Origin of the sequence: Flavobacterium sp. CFS9 (assembly GCF_041154745.1) — a bacterium.
In the GTDB taxonomy this organism is placed as follows: domain Bacteria; phylum Bacteroidota; class Bacteroidia; order Flavobacteriales; family Flavobacteriaceae; genus Flavobacterium.
Map to the genome: position 1 here is coordinate 3,937,938 of NZ_AP031573.1, position 19,649 is coordinate 3,957,586.

General features: G+C 36.1%; 11 protein-coding genes. 10 read left to right on the forward strand and 1 reads right to left on the reverse strand.

The features are described from left to right. Positions 1-22 precede the first annotated feature (22 nt). From corA to bglX, 8 genes are all read left to right on the forward strand, one after another. On the forward strand, positions 23-1,096 hold the full coding sequence (gene corA / locus ACAM30_RS16610; protein WP_369615695.1) for a magnesium/cobalt transporter CorA: 1,074 nt from the start codon (positions 23-25) through the stop codon (positions 1,094-1,096). A 59-nt stretch (positions 1,097-1,155) separates the two neighbouring features. After that, positions 1,156-3,249: a phosphate acetyltransferase gene (pta, locus tag ACAM30_RS16615; RefSeq protein WP_369615696.1), complete on the forward strand. Its 2,094-nt coding sequence runs from the start codon at positions 1,156-1,158 to the stop codon at positions 3,247-3,249. Positions 3,250-3,467: 218 nt separating this feature from the next. Next, positions 3,468-4,652 (forward strand): acetate/propionate family kinase, encoded by a 1,185-nt coding sequence (locus ACAM30_RS16620; protein WP_369615697.1) that lies wholly within the window; start codon positions 3,468-3,470, stop codon positions 4,650-4,652. Between the two features lie 101 nt (positions 4,653-4,753). Beyond that, positions 4,754-7,498, forward strand: a complete 2,745-nt coding sequence (locus ACAM30_RS16625; protein ID WP_369615698.1) for a histidine kinase — start codon at positions 4,754-4,756, stop codon at positions 7,496-7,498. 244 nt (positions 7,499-7,742) lie between these two features. Further along, entirely contained in the window at positions 7,743-10,748 is a 3,006-nt protein-coding gene (locus tag ACAM30_RS16630; protein WP_369615699.1) for a SusC/RagA family TonB-linked outer membrane protein, read from the forward strand. A gap of 4 nt (positions 10,749-10,752) precedes the next feature. After that, positions 10,753-12,216, forward strand: a complete 1,464-nt coding sequence (locus ACAM30_RS16635; RefSeq protein ID WP_369615700.1) for a RagB/SusD family nutrient uptake outer membrane protein — start codon at positions 10,753-10,755, stop codon at positions 12,214-12,216. A gap of 75 nt (positions 12,217-12,291) precedes the next feature. Continuing rightward, entirely contained in the window at positions 12,292-13,659 is a 1,368-nt protein-coding gene (locus tag ACAM30_RS16640; RefSeq protein ID WP_369615701.1) for a glucoamylase family protein, read from the forward strand. A 66-nt stretch (positions 13,660-13,725) separates the two neighbouring features. Beyond that, positions 13,726-16,026: a beta-glucosidase BglX gene (gene bglX / locus ACAM30_RS16645; RefSeq protein WP_369615702.1), complete on the forward strand. Its 2,301-nt coding sequence runs from the start codon at positions 13,726-13,728 to the stop codon at positions 16,024-16,026. A gap of 163 nt (positions 16,027-16,189) precedes the next feature. Here bglX and ACAM30_RS16650 read toward each other — a convergent pair whose 3' ends face one another. Continuing rightward, complete coding sequence (locus ACAM30_RS16650) at positions 16,190-16,522, reverse strand: hypothetical protein (RefSeq protein ID WP_369615703.1); 333 nt, start codon at positions 16,520-16,522, stop codon at positions 16,190-16,192. Between the two features lie 236 nt (positions 16,523-16,758). On the opposite strand from ACAM30_RS16650, the gene ACAM30_RS16655 reads away from it, so the two are divergent. Continuing rightward, the gene (locus tag ACAM30_RS16655) at positions 16,759-17,544 is read left to right on the forward strand and encodes a glycerophosphodiester phosphodiesterase family protein (protein ID WP_369615704.1); all 786 of its coding nucleotides are present in this window, start codon (positions 16,759-16,761) and stop codon (positions 17,542-17,544) included. A gap of 59 nt (positions 17,545-17,603) precedes the next feature. Continuing rightward, positions 17,604-19,526, forward strand: a complete 1,923-nt coding sequence (locus ACAM30_RS16660; RefSeq protein ID WP_369615705.1) for a family 43 glycosylhydrolase — start codon at positions 17,604-17,606, stop codon at positions 19,524-19,526. Positions 19,527-19,649: the final 123 nt, after the last annotated feature.

Genomic DNA, 19,649 nt, shown 5'->3' on the forward strand with positions numbered 1-19,649 from the left:
TTACTTTGTAAATCATTTTTGAATGAGAAAGATAAAATACAAGAAAGGCAGAAAGTTACAGCATACAAGTCTGGAGTACACGGGCACACATAGAAGTCACGAAACAGAAATGCAGCTTTTTGTTTACAATGATGCTGATGTTATTGAATATGAAAAATTTACGGTTTTGGCCATAAATTCATGTTTTGATTATACTAAAAATAATTGGCTGAATATTCACGGATTAAATGATATTGGTCTTATTAAAACAATCGGGGATCATTTTAAAGTAGATGATTTCTTATTGGCTGATATTTTAAATACGACCAAAAGAACCAAACTGGAGGAGCAAAAAGATATCCTGTTTTTCAATATAAAATCGTTGCTGCCTTCAGAATACTCAGACGGTCTTAAAGTAGAACAGCTTAGTTTTATTTTAAAAGACGGAATACTAATTTCTTTCCAGGAAAAAAGAAGTGACTTCTTTACACACATACGCGAGCGTTTGCGTACCCATGCCGGAATTGTAAGAAGCAAAAAGGTCGATTATCTGCTTTATTTATTGCTGGATGCCGTAATGGAAAACTTCTACATTACGATCGAAGATGAAGAAGATAATATTGAAGAACTTATAGATTTAACCAAAAAAGGAGCAGATCCGATTATTTTGGAAAAAATTGAAAACCATCGCGATAATTTTAATTTTTTAAAACGTTCCATCACCCCGCTTCGTGATTCACTTTATTATCTGAAAACGATAAAAGATGACGACGAAAATAATGGACTTATTCAGAAAGAAACCTTTAATTTTTTCATTAGACTGCATCAGAAAAGTTTAGAACTTCTAGAGCAGATTGAATCTGATATGAGTTCTTTGGAAAGCGCTTCCAATTTTTATTTTTCGGAACAGAGCCGAAAAATGAATGAGATTATGAAAACCCTGACCATCATTTCAGCCATATTTATTCCGCTCACTTTTATTGTTGGGGTATATGGAATGAATTTCGAATATATGCCCGAACTGAAAGAGAAAAACGGCTATTTCATTGTCATGGCCAGCATGTTTTTATTGGTCATAGCCTTAATCATTTATTTTAAAAAAAGGCGTTGGTTTTAACGTTTATTTATCGTTAAAAAATAGATTAAATACGACATTTGTTGAGTAATACATAAATTATGAGTAAAGCAATATATATAGCTACGAGCGATCAGAACAGCGGAAAATCAATTGTGACACTTGGTTTGATGAGTATTTTGATTGGTAAAACGGCTAAAGTAGGTTATTTCAGGCCTATCGTGGAAGATTTTGTAGATGGCGAGTTAGACAATCATATTGAAACAGTACTATCACATTTTAATCTGGATATTAAGTTCGAAGATGCCTTTGCGATCACCAAAAGCAAATTAATTAAGAAAAAAAATAAAGGAAAAATAGGAGAAGTTCTCGATTTGATTATCGAGAAATACAAGAAGCTTGAAGAACGTTTTGATTTTGTTCTGGTAGAAGGAACAAGCTTTACAGGAGAAGGAACTTCAATCGAACTCGATTTGAATGTTTTGATCGCTAAAAATCTTGGGATTCCTACTATTATTATAGGATCGGGAGTAGGCAAAACTTTAGAAGAATTAGTAGACAGTTTGTATTTGGTTTACGATTCCTTTAAAGTGAAAGAAGTTGAGGTTTTATCGGTTATTGCCAATAAAGTACAGCCTGAAAATATAGAATTGGTGACACAAGGATTGCAAAAAAGTTTGCCGGCCAACGTCTTAGTCAATACTATTCCATTGATTTCAAGTCTGAACAATCCAACGATGCAGGAAATAGTCAATCAGCTTGATGCCAAAGTATTGTTTGGAGGCGCTTATCTGAACAATGAAATTGGACATTTTAGTGTTGGAGCAATGCAATTACACAATTATCTGGTTCATTTGCATGATAATGCACTGGTGATTACTCCCGGAGACCGTTCGGATATCATTCTAGGAGCTTTACAAGCTAATGAATCGGCGAATTATCCAACAATATCCGGAATTATTCTAACCGGAAATATCGTTCCTGAAGAAAGTATTCTAAAGCTTATCGAAGGACTTTCCTCTATCGTACCTATTATCGCAGTTGATGGCGGAACTTACGGCATCACAAACAAAATTGGATCGATCAGATCAGAAATTTATGCCAACAATACCCATAAAATAGAAACCTCGATCAGTACTTTCGAAAAGTATGTTGCTATAGATGATTTGTCTGAACGATTAATCACATTTGAAGCAGAAGGAATGACGCCAAAAATGTTTCAGTACAATATGGTGAAGAGAGCCAGACAACACCGAAAACATATTGTTTTACCGGAAGGAAACGACGAGAGGATTATCATTGCCGCTTCGAGATTATTAGCTATGGATGTGGTGGATATTACGATTATTGGCGATAAAAAACAAATTGAAGCTAAGGTTAATGAATTGGGAATTACTTTGGATTTTTCTAAAATCAAAGTCATTAATCCTATAGAGTCAGAACTTTATGAAGATTATGCCAACACTTATTATGAACTTCGTAAAGCCAAAAATATCAGTATTACTACTGCAAGAGATTTAATGGAAGACGTTTCGTATTTTGGAACGATGATGGTGTATAAAGGGCATGCTGACGGAATGGTTTCAGGTGCTGCTCATACTACACAGCATACTATTTTGCCCGCTTTACAATTCATTAAAACCAAGCCGAATTCCTCAGTAGTTTCGTCTGTATTTTTTATGTGCTTAGAAGACAGAGTTTCTGTTTTTGGCGACTGTGCCATCAATCCAAATCCAACAGCAGAACAATTGGCAGAAATTGCCATTTCGTCGGCAGAATCAAGTTCAGCTTTCGGAATTGAACCTAAAATTGCCATGCTTTCTTATTCATCAGGTTCTTCCGGAAAAGGAGATGAAGTAGATAAAGTAAGAACCGCAACCGAAATTGTAAAACAAAAACGTCCTGATTTAAAAATTGAAGGACCAATTCAATACGATGCCGCCGTGGACCGTGCTGTTGGAAAAAGTAAAATGCCGGACTCTGAAGTAGCAGGGCAGGCGAGTGTACTTATTTTCCCGGATTTAAACACAGGGAACAACACCTATAAAGCAGTTCAGCGCGAAACCGGAGCTTTGGCTATTGGTCCAATGTTACAAGGATTAAACAAACCGGTAAACGATTTAAGCCGTGGCTGTACCGTAGACGATATCATTAATACAGTAGTAATTACTGCTATTCAGGCGCAAGGACTTTAGTCAATTATGAATTGTTAATTATAAATTATTGATTTTTTATGGATTAAGTGCTCAAAAATCCGTTTTATCCGTGTCTTTGCGATAGCGAATCCGTTTTATCAGCGTAAAAAAATAATCGTTTTAAGTCTTAGGTTGTACAACTTGAAACCTGAAACAAGAAAAACAATAAAAATACTCAGCAACTTAGAGACTTAGTCCCTTAGAAACTTAAAAAAAAAATGAAAATACTTATCATAAACTCAGGAAGCTCTTCAATCAAATATCAATTAATGGTTATGCCTACAAATGAGGTCATTTGTACCGGTATGATTGACAGAATTGGATTGGAAACTTCAAATGTAATTTTTAAAACTCCGTCAAATACCATCGAAGAAACATTACCGATTGCAAATCATAAGGTTGGTCTGCAAAAAGTGGCTAATATGCTTTTAGATGCTGATAAAGGAGTGATTAAATCGACTTCAGAAATTGCCGCGGTGGGTCATCGTGTGGTACATGGAGGAAGTGCCTTCAGCGATACAGTGAAAATTGATGAAGCGGTGAAATTAAAAATAAAAGAGCTTTTTGAACTGGCACCGTTGCACAATCCTGCTAATTTAGAGGGAATTAATGTAGCAGAAGAAATCTTTAGCGATGCAGAACAAATTGCAGTTTTTGATACTGCATTCCACCAAACAATGCCTGAGGTGGCTTATAAATATGCCATTCCAAATTATCTTTTAACAGAGCATAAAGTGCGTGTTTACGGTTTTCACGGAACCAGTCATAAATACGTTTCTGCAAAAGCAATTGACTATTTAGAAAAGAACTCTAAAATAATCACCATTCACCTTGGAAATGGCTGTAGTATGACTGCTGTTAAAGACGGGAAAAGTATCGATCATACCATGGGATTTTCCCCTTCAAACGGTTTGATCATGGGAACACGTTCAGGAGATATTGATCAGTCGGTTATTTTTTATATGGTTAAGAATTTGGGGTATTCGGCAGATGAGGTAAACTCGATTTTATTGAAACAAAGCGGGATGCTTGGACTTACAGGTTACAGCGATTTGCGCGATATTGAAGCAGAAGCCGAAAAAGGAAACAAAGACTGTATATTGGCGCTGCAAATGAACGCCTACCGAATCAAAAAAACGATCGGTTCGTACGCAGCAGCTTTAAACGGTCTGGATGCTATAGTTTTTACTGCCGGAATCGGGGAGAACTCCTCTTATATACGTAATTTGGTTTGTACCGATATGGATTATTTTGGAATTGAACTGGATCAGGAAAAGAATCAAATTCGTTCTAAAGAAATCAGAGAGATTAACGTACCAAATTCAAAAGCAAAAATTTTGGTGGTGCCAACAGATGAAGAATATGAAATTGCGCATCAGGTTTATCAGCTGCTTCAAAGCTAGAATAGACTTACTATTATATGGAAAGCTTCTCTGTTGAGAAGCTTTTTTTATGCCATCAGATTCAATATTTGTCAGTATCTTTGAAGATAAAACCGAATATTTTGAAATCGATACTTCCTAAATTTATATTCTTCTTTTTCATTGCTTTTCAAATCCAGGCACAAGAATTACTTCCATTTGTAGAAAATTATAATAAATCTGATTATCAGGGTGACAATCAAATATGGAATGTGGTTCAGGGCAATGATGACGCCATGTATTTTGCCAATAATCACTATTTATTACGATACGACGGCGTAATTTGGGAAAAGTACACATTACCCAATAAAACGATCATCCGTTCGATCATGATCGAAGGTGACAAGATTTATTCCGGTTCGTATAAAGAATTTGGTTACTGGTACCGAAAAGAGGGAAAGATGCATTATGTTTCCATTACCAAAAAACTGCGTTTGTTTGACGAAAAGGACAATGAAGAGATTTGGAAAATCTTTAAGTTTAAAGGTTCTGTTTATTTCCAGTCCTTTAATGATGTTTTTATTTATGATGGAAAACACATTCAGAAAATCAAATTTCCATTTCTAATATCCTATTGTTTCGTAGTCGATAATAATGTGTACGTTGCTTCGGTTGAAAAAGGACTGTTCCGCATGGACGGTTCGAAAATTGCCAATCCAAAAGGTTGGAATGTTTTAAAAAAGACTGTGGTTCATGCCATCGAAAAGTACAAGAATGAGACATTTATTTTTACACAGAAGAAAGGAATTTTTATTGTAGAAAAAGGAGGTTTAAGGCCTTGGAACAATCCATTGAATGAAGTTTTAAAATCGGCAACTATTAATGTTGCTAAATTCATCAAGGGAGACAAACTGGTAGTAGGAACCGGGAACAGAGGGGTTTTTATCTACGATTTTCAAACCGATACTTATAAAAACATCAATCGGAATAATGTCTTAATGAATAATTCGGTACTAAGCATCGGTTTCGATAAAGAGAACGATTTGTGGCTTGGTCTGGATAATGGTATTACGCATGTCGAAATCAACTCTCCAATTTCTTTCTTTTATGATAATTCAGGACTTCTGGGATCTGTTTATTCTGTTGCAGCTATCGATAAAGGATATCTGATTGCTTCAAATCACGGAGTTTTTGAATTTGTTTCCGGTAAGTTTAATATGCTGCCCAATACACAAGGGCAAGCCTGGAATATTACTAAAATTGGTACCAAGTACATTATAGGTCATAATGATGGAACTTTTTGCTACGAAAATGGTTCATTGGTTAAAATTAATAACAGAAGCGGAGGATGGAACCTGACTAAAAGCAGTATCAACAATACTTATTTTCAATCGACTTACAGCGGTGTTGTGGCTTATAATGATATTTCAGTACCTACTGAGAACAAAGTCATTAATGATCTTTCAAAACCTATAAAATATGTTGCTCAGAACCAGAAAAACGAAATCTGGGCTGCCGATAATTATCGTGGATTGTATCGTGTATTGTACGATGACAACTATAAGACTAAGAAAGTTGAAAATATTACACAGCAGAGTAAAATTAAGAATGATTTTGGGGTCAAGATTTTTGAATTTAGAAATGAAATTCTTTTCCTGATCAATAATGTTTGGTACACCTATAATTCGATTAGTGGAAGTCTTGAAGAAAACGAGTTGTTTAATTCTAATTTTAAGAACATAAGCGATGTGGTTTCCATTGATGAAGATCATTTTGTCGTACTTCAGAATGGAATTTTGTATCACATTTATGCAAAAGGGAATAAATTTATTTGGAACATCATTCAGGAGAAATATTATAAAGGTACCCTGATCAATGATAATTTGAGGATTTTTAAAACTCAGAATCACTATTTACTCAATCTGGACGATGGTTTTATTTCGCTTCAGCTGACTTATGAAAACAAACAAAATTCTAATGTCAAGATAGAAGCCTTTAATGATGGAAATCTTATATCCAATGATGATAAAATCAAATACAACACTGAGATAAGGATAAATGTAATTTCAGGAATTTACGGGGCAAGTAAGCCTAATTTGTTTTACAAAATCAATAAAAACAGCGATTTTTTACCCATTTCTGACGGACTGATCGTATTGAACAATTTAAGCAGTGGCTCTCATTCCATAGTGGTTTACAAACACGATGGAGCGAGTTACGAGGAGGTAACAGATTTTGATTTTAAAGTGGCAGAGCCCTGGTATTTTTCATTCTGGATGATTTTATTGTATTTGCTTGTAGTGGGAGCGGTTTTGTTTTTCTATTATAAATGGAACAAACTGCGCTATATGCAAAAACTGAAATTGCAGGCCGAAGAGTTAAAACATCAGCGTGAAATTCTGGAAATGGAATTGAAAGCGGAGAATGAATTGAATGTTCAGGAATATGAAAAACACATTCTGGAACTCGAACTGCAAACAAAATCTTCAGAAGTTGCAGGGAAATCATTGTCAATTGCCAAGCAAAGTGAAATGATCGATAACATTCAGAACATTCTGAATTCTGAAAAAGACTTCAATAAACTGAAAAGCGAAATCAAAAAGGCAATTAAGATCAATGAGGTCAACAAACACGAATGGGAGATTTTTGAGACCAATCTGAATCAGATTCACAATGAATTTATCATTAACCTTTCTAAAAAGTTTCCAAACTTAACTCCTAAGGATATAAAACTGTGTGTTTATCTTAAAATGAATCTTTCTTCTAAGGAAATTGCACCTATGATGAATATCTCTTTTAGGGGGGTAGAATTGCACAGATATCGTTTAAGAAAGAAACTAGGGCTTACACAGGATGAAAACCTCTCAAAGTTTTTATTAAGTCTGTAAGATTGAGATTATTTTTTTAAATATCTTATATTTTTCCACTTCTTTTATTGTATAATTCTAATACATCATTACTACATCATAACGTTATGTTAAGAAAAAATATTTAACATTTATTTTGTTGGTAATTAGTGATTTATGATCATTTTTTAACATAATGATGTAGCTATGTAGTAGTGGTATTTGATGTACTACAACGTTGTAATTGTTTAATTTGGCTCTACTAACTTAAACGATTACGAACTGTATGAAAAATTTTATTTTTAGCTTTTTAGCGCTTTTGCTATTGCCGGCTTATATGTCTGGACAAGCAATTAAAGGAAAAGTAGTAGACAGTAATGGAATGGGAGTTCCCGGAGCAATTATATCTGCTTCAAACTCCAGAGTTTCTGCTGATGCTGATTTCGACGGAAATTTTGCCATAAATGCCAAAGTGGGGGAGATATTAAAGATCTCGATGTTGGGTTTTGAACCTGTTTCTGTGGCAGCAACTTCCGCACCAATGACTATTACTTTAAAAGAATCAGGTGATACTGTATTAAAAGATGTAGTTGTAATTGGATACGGAACAAGAAAGAAAATTGATAATACTTCAGCAATAAGCTCTCTTAAATCTGAAGAGATTACAAAAATGAAGGTACTAAATGCTTCTCAGGCCATACAAGGTAAGGCGGCAGGGGTTCAGGTATCTGCTTCAGATGCACCCGGAAGTACTCCATCGGTAATCATTAGAGGGGCCGGTAGTGCTTTGGGAGGAAAAAATCCTTTGTATGTAGTAGATGGTATGCCAACGGAGAATATCAATAACATTAATGCTAATGATATTACATCGTATGAGATTTTAAAAGATGCTTCTTCGTTAGCTATTTATGGTACAAGAGGTGCAAATGGTGTAATTATGATCACCACTAAATCCGGAAAAGGAAAACTTACAGTAGATGTAGAAAGCTTTGCCGGAATCAGAACTCCTTTGAAAAAGGTGAGAATGGCCAATAGTGACGAGTATGTTCGTTATAGTAATATTGCTTATAGTGGTGCTTTTCCACAAGGAAGATTTTCTGCCAATCAGCCTTACAATACCAATTGGTTTGATGAGATTACAAGAACTGGGTCTTATACTCAAAACAATATTGCCATTTCAGGATCTTCAGATAATGTAAAGTACTTTTTTAGTGTTGGAAATTACGAAGAAAAAGGAATTCTGAACCGATCTGATTATGGTAGAACTACAATTCGAAATAATAATGAGTTTAAAATTTCAGATAAAGTTAGATTAACTCAGAACATGAGTGTGAGTACGATAAAAAATACTCCAATGCCTTTAAGTGCTTTCACCAATGCTTACAGACAATCTCCTCTTGTTCCGGTACGTTATCCTGATGGAAAATATGGGGTACCGTTTGTTTCAAATGGAGTAGTTGCCGAAACAGGGGCATCTTTTAATAACGTTGCAAATCCTGTGGCTCAGTTGGATTTTACAAATGAGAGACAAGAAACTGTTATTTTACAAGGAGGTTTGAAATTGGATTATGATATTTTCAAATCGTTAAAATTCACCTCTCAGTTTAATGGGGAGTTTTTTACTTACAAACAGTATAATTATGTAGATAATTTAGGACTTTGGTTATCAGGAGATCCTACTCGTGTAGTATCAGGTTACGATACTAAAAGTTTAAATACAAATACTTTAACAAGAGGTAGGGATCAATATTTCAACTGGAATTTATCTAATTACCTGACGTATAATAAAGTTTTTGCAGAAATTCATGATGTTGAAGTTACTGCCGGTATAGAAGCCAACGTACAAGGAACCAGAGAAAAATTAACGATTGACAGAAAAAATGTAAATCCAAATTCAAACTACTGGTCTTTAAAAGATATTAATGTTGCAAGTTCAGTAACCGGCTATAAAGATGAAGCTTTAAATCAAAGAAGATTAGCTTCTTATTTTGCTCGTTTCCAGTACAAATTAATGGACCGATATTTACTTACAGGTACTGTAAGACGTGACGGATCGTCTCAGTTTGCTGAAGACAAACGTTGGGGAACATTCCCATCAGTTGGTTTAGGTTGGATTATATCAAAAGAAAGTTTTTTAAGCAATATCGAAACCCTTAATTTATTAAAATTAAGAGGTTCATGGGGTAGATTAGGAAATCAGAACATACCGTTAAACACTCAGGTTTTTACTTCAGGAGTTGATGTACCGGGTCTTGGCTCAGGAATAACGATCAATTCACAGATCGATCCTAATTTATCATGGGAAATTGTAGAAGAACTTTCAGGAGGATTTGATTTTGAATTGTTTGCTAACAGATTAAAAGGATCTTTTGATTTGTATGACAAAAAAACAACCAATACCATTTTAAATGTTAAACCTTATGCAACTTCAGGATACAATATTTCTACCTATTCACATATCGGAGAAGTATCAAACAAGGGGTATGAAATTGCTTTGCGTTGGGATGATAAAATTAGCGATAATTTAAGTTACTGGGTAGGGGGTAATTACTCTCACAATAAAAATGAACTTACAAGTCTGAAAAACGTCCAAATTGCTCCGACTATTGGAGGAAGTTTAGGGAATGGTCAAAACACTAAAATATTGGATAACACTTCAGTTGGACAGCCTTTAGGAAGTTTCTACATGTACGAGTTTGCGGGTATTGATCCGTCAAATGGTAAAATGTTATACTACACAGCAGTGGGAGATAAAGTAGTTCAGTCAGCATTAAACGAAAGAACCGATAAAAAGTATGTTGGAACAGTTTTACCAACTTCAACGTATGGAATTACTCTGGGAGTAAATTATAAAAACTTTGATTTTTCTGTTGACGGTTACGGAACAGGAGGAGCAAAAGTATACAATGGAAAAAAAGCACAGCGTTTTGGCGGTGAAAATATAGAAGCTTCTATGGCTCGTAATTTCTGGACACCAACTAACACAACTGCTTCAAATCCGGCGCCTTCGAATGAGATTCCTTATGCATCTACTTTCTTTTTGGAATCAGCAGATTACTTTAGAATCAACAACATTAGTTTAGGATACAAACTGCCATTAAAAGAAGATCTGTTCTTTAACTATTGCAGAATTTATGTAAACGCAATTAATCCGTTTATTACTCAAAAGTATTCAGGTTTTTCTCCTGATGTCGTTAGTGATGGTAAACTGGTTGAAGGTACTCAGGGTGTTGAGTTAGATGCTTACCCGTCATTGAGATCATTTGTTATCGGTGCTAATTTAAAATTTTAATATCATGAAAAGAATATATATATCAATGTTTGTACTGTCCGGGTTACTTTTTGCAGGATGTGCAGATGATTTTTTAGATGTAAGCCCTACAGAATCAATTCCGTCAGCAGATGTAGAGCTGGTAAATAACGATGCAGGAGCTTCAGGTTTTGTAACCGCAATTTACAATCAGTTTTTAGGATGGGATATGTCTTCTTTTGGATGGAATGCTGTTACGAGTATCATTTCTGATGATGCTGATAAAGGTTCTGATCCCGGAGACACCGGAGCAGATAAGGATATTATCGATGCTTTAACCTATAATGCTTCAACTCCTTCATTTCAATCTACCTGGGATGCTCATTATGCGGGAATTAACAGATGTAATCAGGCTTTGGCTATTTTTCCAAAATTGGATAAGGTGACACCGGCTTTAAAAGTAAGATTAGAAGGAGAAGCTAAATTTTTCAGAGCTTTTATGTATTTCACTTTAGTAAAAGGTTATGGAGGAGTTCCAATTATTGATCATTTGCCAATTCCGGGTTCAGAAGGGGATAGAATCATGCAGTTAACCCGTAAAACACCGGCTGAAGTTTACGCATTTATCGAAAAAGATTTGAATGATGCCATTACAAATTTGCCGGAGAAATCAGCTTATGCAGCAGAAGACAAAAGCCGTGTTTCTAAAGGTTCTGCTTATGCTTTATTAGCAAAAGTGAATTTATATCAAAAAAATTGGCAAAAAGTAATTGAGAATTGTGATAAAGTAACAGGATATTCTTTAGTAGCTGATTATGCGTTACAGTATAAAAAAGCAGGAGAATTTGGTCCGGAATCTATTTTTGAGATCAATGGAATTGGTTCAACTTCAAGCCCTGGTTTTGGAATTGGAAACTACTCTGTTTCTCAGGCACCACGTGGTGCAGGAGGATGGGGTTGGGGTTTCAATACGCCTACTCAGGGGTTAGCAGATGCTTATGAAGCAGGTGACGTAAGAAGAGCTGCAACTATTATTTTCAGAGGTTCAGTTTTATACGATGGAAGACCGGTACCGGCTACTGTAGCAAATCCAATGTACAATTACAAAGCTTACTCTTCAGATTTTTATAATCAGGAATTTACAGATACCAATCTTAGATATTTAAGATATGCTGAGGTATTGTTAATGAAGGCGGAAGCTTTGAATGAATTGGGACAAACATCAGCAGCAATTCCTTTAGTGAATATGATTCGTAAAAGAGCAGGTTTAGGCGATACTCCTTTTACTTCTCAAACAGATGTTAGAAAAGCAATCTGGAAAGAAAGAAGATTAGAAATGGCTTTCGAACATGACAGATGGTTTGACCTTGTGAGAACTGGACAGGCGCAGGCTGCTATGGCTGCCGACGGAAAAACGTTCATTGTTGGTAAACATGAGTTATTTCCAATTCCTACCACATTCTTAAGAGAAGCGGGTGGACTTTCACAACAAAATCCGGGAGGTTACTAAATAAATTTTTAAAATCACTTCCTTCTCCTTATTTGAAGGAAGTGGTTTTTATTCACTGATATTAAAAAAAATATAATGGTTAAAATTTCAGTTTTACTATTAGCTTTTACTTTTTTGAGCTGTAACAGACAAGAAAGCAAACAAACAGAAGAAGAAACATCGTCTACTGTAAAATTAACAGATGATGAGCTTTTAGCTGTGGTTCAAAAAGAGACGTTTAAATATTTTTGGGATTATGCTGAGCCAAATTCAGGATTGGCAAGAGAACGTTACCATCCGGATAAAATTTATCCTGAAAACGATGCAAATATTGTAACTACAGGTGGTTCAGGTTTTGGATTGATGGCTATTGTTTCCGGAATGTCACAAGGATATGTAACGAGAGAAAAAGGAGTTGAAAGACTGAACAAAATTGCTGATTTTTTAGGCAAAGCTGATCGTTTTCATGGAGCATGGTCGCACTGGATAGATGGAAATACAGGAAAAGTAAAACCTTTTGGAACCAAGGATAATGGTGGAGATCTAGTCGAAACATCATTTTTGGTTGCAGGAATGATTACCGTCCGCGAATATCTAAAAGACGGTTCAGAGAAAGAAAAAGCCGTAGCTCAAAAATACGATGCGCTTTGGAAAGGTGTAGACTGGCAGTGGTACACTAATAATAAAAATGTGTTGTACTGGCACTGGTCGCCAACTTACAACTGGCAAATGAATTTTGCTCTCGAAGGCTACAACGAATGTTTGATTACCTATGTCATGGCGGCATCTTCACCAACGCATGCAATCGATGCAAAAGCATATCACGAAGGCTGGGCGAGAAGCGGAGGAATAGTCTCCGCTAAAACCAAATACAATATGCCTCTAATTCTAAAACATAATGGAGCCGAGGAATTTGGCGGACCACTGTTCTGGGCACATTATTCGTATGTAGGACTTGATCCGAATCAACTGACAGACAAGTATGCCAATTATTGGGATCTGAATGTCAATCAGGTAAAAATTGATTACCAGTATTGCATTGAAAACCCGGGGAAATTTAAAGGATACGGAGCCGATTATTGGGGATTAACAGCATCTTATTCCAGAAACCCTGACGGATCTATTGGATACGATGCTCACATGCCAAGCAACGATAAAGGTGTTATCTCTCCAACGGCTGCCATTAGTTCAATTGTATATACGCCAAAAGAGTCCATCGCTGTAATTAGAAATTTATACGAAAATCATAAAAAAGAAACTTTTGGAGAGGCAGGATTCTATGATGCGTTAAGTCTGCAGAACAATTGGGTAGCAAAACGTTACCTGGCAATTGATCAGGGACCTGAAGTAGTAATGATTGAAAATTATCGTACCGGTTTGCTTTGGAAATTATTCATGAATGCGCCTGAAGTAAAACAAGGTTTGATTAAGCTTGGTTTTAAATCCGGAAAATACGGATTCTAGTAATAGCAGTTTACTGCCAGATATTTAAAGCAATAAAAACGAACACAAACAAATAAATACATTAGAATGAAGAACAAATTAGTCTTACTGTTTTTAGGATGTGCTGTTCTGGGTTATGCTCAGAAAAAGAACACTAAGAATACAGTAAAAATAAAACCAAAATCGGAGTTTGTAGCAGAGTTATTGTCAAAGATGACACTGGACGAAAAATTAGGGCAGCTTAATTTGCCAACCTCCGGAGATATTACTACAGGGCAGGCAAACAGCTCTGATGTGGCGAAAAAAATTGCTGAAGGTAAAGTTGGAGGTTTGTTCAATATTAAATCGGTTCAAAAAATTAGAGAAGTACAAAGAATAGCGGTGGAAAAAAGCCGTCTGAAAATTCCGTTGATTTTCGGAATGGACGTAATTCACGGTTACGAAACTACTTTCCCAATTCCATTAGGATTGTCTTGTACCTGGGACATGAATCTGATCGAAAGAAGTGCCAGAATTGCAGCTCAGGAAGCAAGTGCTGACGGAATCAACTGGACATTTTCTCCAATGGTTGACGTTTCGCGTGATCCGCGTTGGGGAAGAGTTTCTGAAGGTTCAGGAGAAGATCCGTATTTGGGAAGCCAGATCGCAAAAGCAATGGTAAACGGTTACCAGCAAAATGATCTTTCTAAAAACAATTCAATTATGGCCTGTGTAAAACACTTTGCTTTATACGGAGCGCCGGAAGCAGGTCGTGATTACAACACGGTTGATATGAGTCATATCCGAATGTTCAACGATTATTTTCCTCCATACAAAGCAGCTGTTGATGCAGGTGTAGGTTCTGTAATGGCCTCTTTCAATGAAATTGACGGAATTCCAGCAACTGGAAACAAATGGCTGATGACAGATGTTTTAAGAAAGCAATGGGGCTTTAAAGGTTTCGTAGTTACCGATTTTACAGGAATTCCTGAAATGATCGAGCACGGAATGGGAGATTTACAGACTGTTTCGGCATTGTCGTTAAATGCAGGTGTCGAAATGGATATGGTGGGTGAAGGTTTCTTAGGAACTTTGAAAAAATCGTTAGACGAGAAAAAAGTGACGATCGAAACGATCGATAATGCCGTTAAACTTATTCTGGAAGCAAAATACGATTTAGGTTTGTTTAGCGATCCTTATAAATATTGTGATGCTAATAGAGCAAAAACAGAAATTTTTACTGCAAACAGCAGAAAAGAAGCACGTTCGACAGCAGCACAATCATTGGTGTTGTTGAAAAACCAAAATCAATTGTTGCCACTTAAAAAATCAGGAACAATTGCTTTAATCGGCCCCTTGGCAGATGCCAAAGAAAACATGCCGGGAACCTGGAGTGTAGCGACAAGAATGGAAAATGCAATCTCACTTTTAGCAGGAATCAAAGAAGTGGCGGGAGCATCAACAAAAGTATTGTATGCAAAAGGAAGCAACTTAGATTACGATGAGGAGTTTGAAACCAAAGCTACCATGTTTGGTAAAACGTTGCACCGTGATGGACGTTCAAAAGAAGAATTACTGGCAGAAGCTTTAAAAGTAGCCAATCAGTCAGACGTAATTGTTGCGGCACTTGGAGAATCTGCAGAGATGAGCGGTGAATCAAGCAGTCGTACCAATCTGGAAATTCCACAAGCTCAAAAAGATTTATTAAACGCCTTACTAAAAACAGGAAAATCGGTTGTTTTAGTATTGTTTGACGGTCGTCCGTTAGTAATTAAAGAAGAGAACGAAACTGTTCCGGCTATTTTAAATGTTTGGTTCGCAGGTACAGAAGCAGGTTATGCTATTGCTGATGTTTTGTTTGGAGATGTAAACCCTTCAGGAAAACTAACATCAACCTTCCCAAGAAGTGTTGGTCAGCTGCCAATTTATTATGCGCATAAAAATACAGGAAGACCTCTGGTTAACACAGAAGGTAAATTCGAAAAGTTCAGGTCGAACTATATTGACGAAAGAAACGAGCCATTGTTTCCATTTGGTTTTGGGTTAAGTTATACCACTTTTGAGTATTCAAACCTGAAAATTTCATCTGATAAAATGAACTCAGGCGAAAAGCTAAAAGTAACGGTAGATGTGGCTAATACAGGAAAATATGATGGAAAAGAAACGGTTCAATTGTATATCAGAGATGTAGTAGGATCAGTTACAAGACCTGTAAGAGAACTTAAAAATTTCCAAAAAATAACTCTTAAAAAAGGAGAAAAACAAACCGTGACATTCGAGATCACTGTTGAAGATTTAAAATTTTATAACTCTGCTTTACAATTTGTGGCAGAACCTGGACAGTTTGATGTTTTCGTTGGTGGAAATTCAAATGCCGAAAAGAAAGTTAGTTTTGTATTAACTAATTAAGTTGGTTTATTGATTAGTAATTAGCCCTTCGTATTGGTTAGTGAAGGGCTTTTTTTAAAGCTATTTATCACTATTTCCAATTTATATTGTCAATGGCATAATGAGACTGATTTTTTGAATTATTTCCTTCAATCATACAGCTATTTTCAACATATTTCTAAAATTAAGATATAAAATTCACATTATTAGAATTATAAACTTGATCATTGTACACAGGGTATTTTGGATTATCATCCTGATTCCATAGTCCGCTATCGGAATCGTATCTATAGGTAATGTGAATTGTATGGCCTTCGCTATTTTGAAGTTGCATGACAAACTGTAGGTATGTTTTAGCACCATCAAAAATAAAGTTATAGTTTTTGCCATCATAGGTCAGAGGGTCAAATGTTGATTGGGTAGTATTTACTAATTTGGAAAAAACGGCATTTATAGCTGCACCATCGTTGCCATCAGTTTTAACAGGATAGGTTCCTGAATTTTCTTGCTCTTTCATGTTTTTTTTTAATTTTAAGATTAATAATACTACAATAGTAAGCAAAAAGCATTATTAAAACAAGTTATTTCTTACAAATACTAAATATTGTATTAGTTTGCACGAATCAAAACTTAAAATATCAGATGTACAAAGGAAGTTACGATCTTACCAAGCAGATGAATCAATAGTCCTTTTGGATATCGGGACAGTCAATGAAGTTTACGATATAGGTTTTAAACCATAAAATCAAAATAATGAATACTACTAAAGCACTTCGGATATCATTACTTTTAACAATAACAATTGCTTTTCAGTCCTGCTGTGTGAAAGAAAATGCAATAGTGGCACATCGCGGAGCATGGAAAAAGAACAATCTCCCTGAAAATTCTATAGCCGCTTTAAGACATGCCATCGACTTAAAACTTCCCGGTTCAGAGTTTGACGTATGGAGAACAGCCGATGATTCACTTGTAATCAATCATGATGCACATTATAACAAATTGCTGATTGAGGAAACCAATTATGCCGATCTTATAAAGTTTACACTTTCAAACGGAGAGAAGCTTCCAACCTTGTACGAGTATATTGCTGAAGGTAGGAGAAATAATAAACGTACACTTTTGGTTTGCGAAATAAAACCTTCGGAAATAAGTAAAGAAAGAGGAAGAAAAACGGCATTGAGAACCGTAGAAACAATTCAAAAACTTAAAGCAGCTAAAAATACCTGCTACATTAGTTTTGATTACGAAATGCTGAAGCAAATCAGAGAAGTCGATACCAAAGCAAGTTTGCAGTATCTTGAAGGAAACAAATCTCCAAAAGAAGTTAAAGCAGATCGTATCAACGGTGTTGATTATCATTATTCAGTATTTAAGAAGCATCCGGAATGGATCAAAGAAGCCAAAGAGTATAAAGTTATTTTAAATGCCTGGACAGTAAACGAAGCGGCCGATATGGACTGGATAATTGATCATAAATTCAATTACATCACGACCAATGAACCTGAGTTGTTAGAACAAAGGATAAAACAGAAAAAATAGACCTTCCAAAACTGTATTTTCTCTTTTTTGGAGAAAATCTTTTATATAAAAATCATCCTATGAAAAAAAGATATGTAGTAGCTGTTATGCTGATGCTTGTTGGAGTAAGCAATACAATACTCGCACAAAACACTAAAATTCCCGGTAAAACAGAATGGTTTGACCCCAATAAAAAAGCAACAACCTACTGTAATCCAATCAATATTGGATACAATTATACTACTGAAAATCACAATGGTATTCCGGAATCCCGACGTTCCAGTGCCGATCCGGTAATTATTACCTTCAAAGGCGAATACTACTTGTTTGCGACCAATCAGGCGGGTTATTTTTGGAGTAAAGACATGTCAGACTGGAAATTTGTATACGGAAGTTTTCAACGCAAACCCGCCGATGACGACCAATGCGCACCAGCCGCCTGGGTAGTCAATGATACCTTATTTTATGTAGGGTCTACCTGGAAAAGAGATCATCCCATCTGGAAAACTGCCGACCCAAAATCGGGACAATGGCTGCGACATGTAGATAAAGCGATGCTGCCAACCTGGGATCCTGCCATTTTTCAGGACGATGATAAAAAAGTGTACATGTATTATGGTTCAAGTGGAAAATTACCACTTGTAGGCGTAGAAGTAGATTATAACACCTGGCTTCCGAAAGGAAATCAGGCAGCTTACGAAAAACTGTACAAAGCCACCGAAGTAGAAGACATTCAGCGTGCTTATGGAGAAATCAAAGAAGTTGCTGGTTTAGATCCGGCCAATCATGGCTGGGAGCGTTTTGGTCCTAATAATGATATGGAACCGGCACCTTGGGGCAATTTTATAGAAGGAGCCTGGATGACCAAACACAATGGTAAATACTACATGCAATACGGAGCTCCTGCTACCGAATTTAAAGGTTATGCCAATGGGGTTCATGTTGGGAACAGCCCGTTAGGTCCCTTCACCTATCAAAAACACAATCCGATGTCATACAAGCCGGGAGGATTTGTAATTGGAGCAGGACACGGAAACACTTTTGCAGATAATTACGGCAATTACTGGAATACCGGAACCTGTAAAATTTCTATCAAAGATCGTTTCGAACGTCGCATTGACCTATTTCCTGCCGGATTTGATAAAGACGATGTGATGTATTCGATTACTTCTTATGGTGATTTTCCAATCGTTCTTCCCACCAAAAAACGCAATCAGGAAAAAGGAGCTTCTTCCGGCTGGATGCTGCTTTCGTATAAAAAGCCTGTCATCGTTTCCTCTTCAGAAGAATGTATGGAAGTAGAAACCCACAGGATGGATAATGGAGGCAAAAAAGTATACGAGAGGTTTTGTTACGGAGCTGTGAATTTAACCGATGAAAACATTCAAACTTACTGGTCTGCAAAAACAGCTGATCCGGGGGAATGGTTACAACTTGATTTAGGCAGACAAATGCAGATTAATGCCCTTCAAATCAACTATGCCGATCATAAAGCAACACAGTTCAATAAGGCAATGGACATTTATTATCAGTATAAAATCTTCATGTCAGATGACGCTGTAAACTGGAAATTGGTAGTTGATAAATCTAAAAATGCAAAGGACGTTCCGCATGATTATGTCGAGCTGACGAAAGCAATAAAAGCACGTTACATTAAAATGGTCAACGTTCATAATGCCTCCGGATTGTTTGCGATTTCAGATTTCAGAGTATTTGGAAACGGATTGACAGAAAAACCGCAACAAGTTCTTGATTTTAAAGTAGACAGAAATACTGCTGATGCAAGAAACGCTATGATTTCCTGGAAAAAACAGGCGAACGCTACCGGTTACAATATTTATTACGGAATTGCACCGGATAAATTGTATAACAGCATTATGGTTTACGACGAAAGTTCGTATGATTTTAGAGGCCTGGATAATGGAACCGCTTATTATTTTACAATTGAAGCCTTTAATGAAAACGGAATTGGGGCAAAGAATGAACTATTAGAAGTAAAATAATTCTCATTTTGCTTCGTCAGTTTTAATTTGTTTTGACACATAGAGTAGCATAGGTTCCGTATCTGTAAAAAAGGCGTTCCACTGCACTGAAATAGCCCTATTTCTTTTGTAGCTTTTTTTATA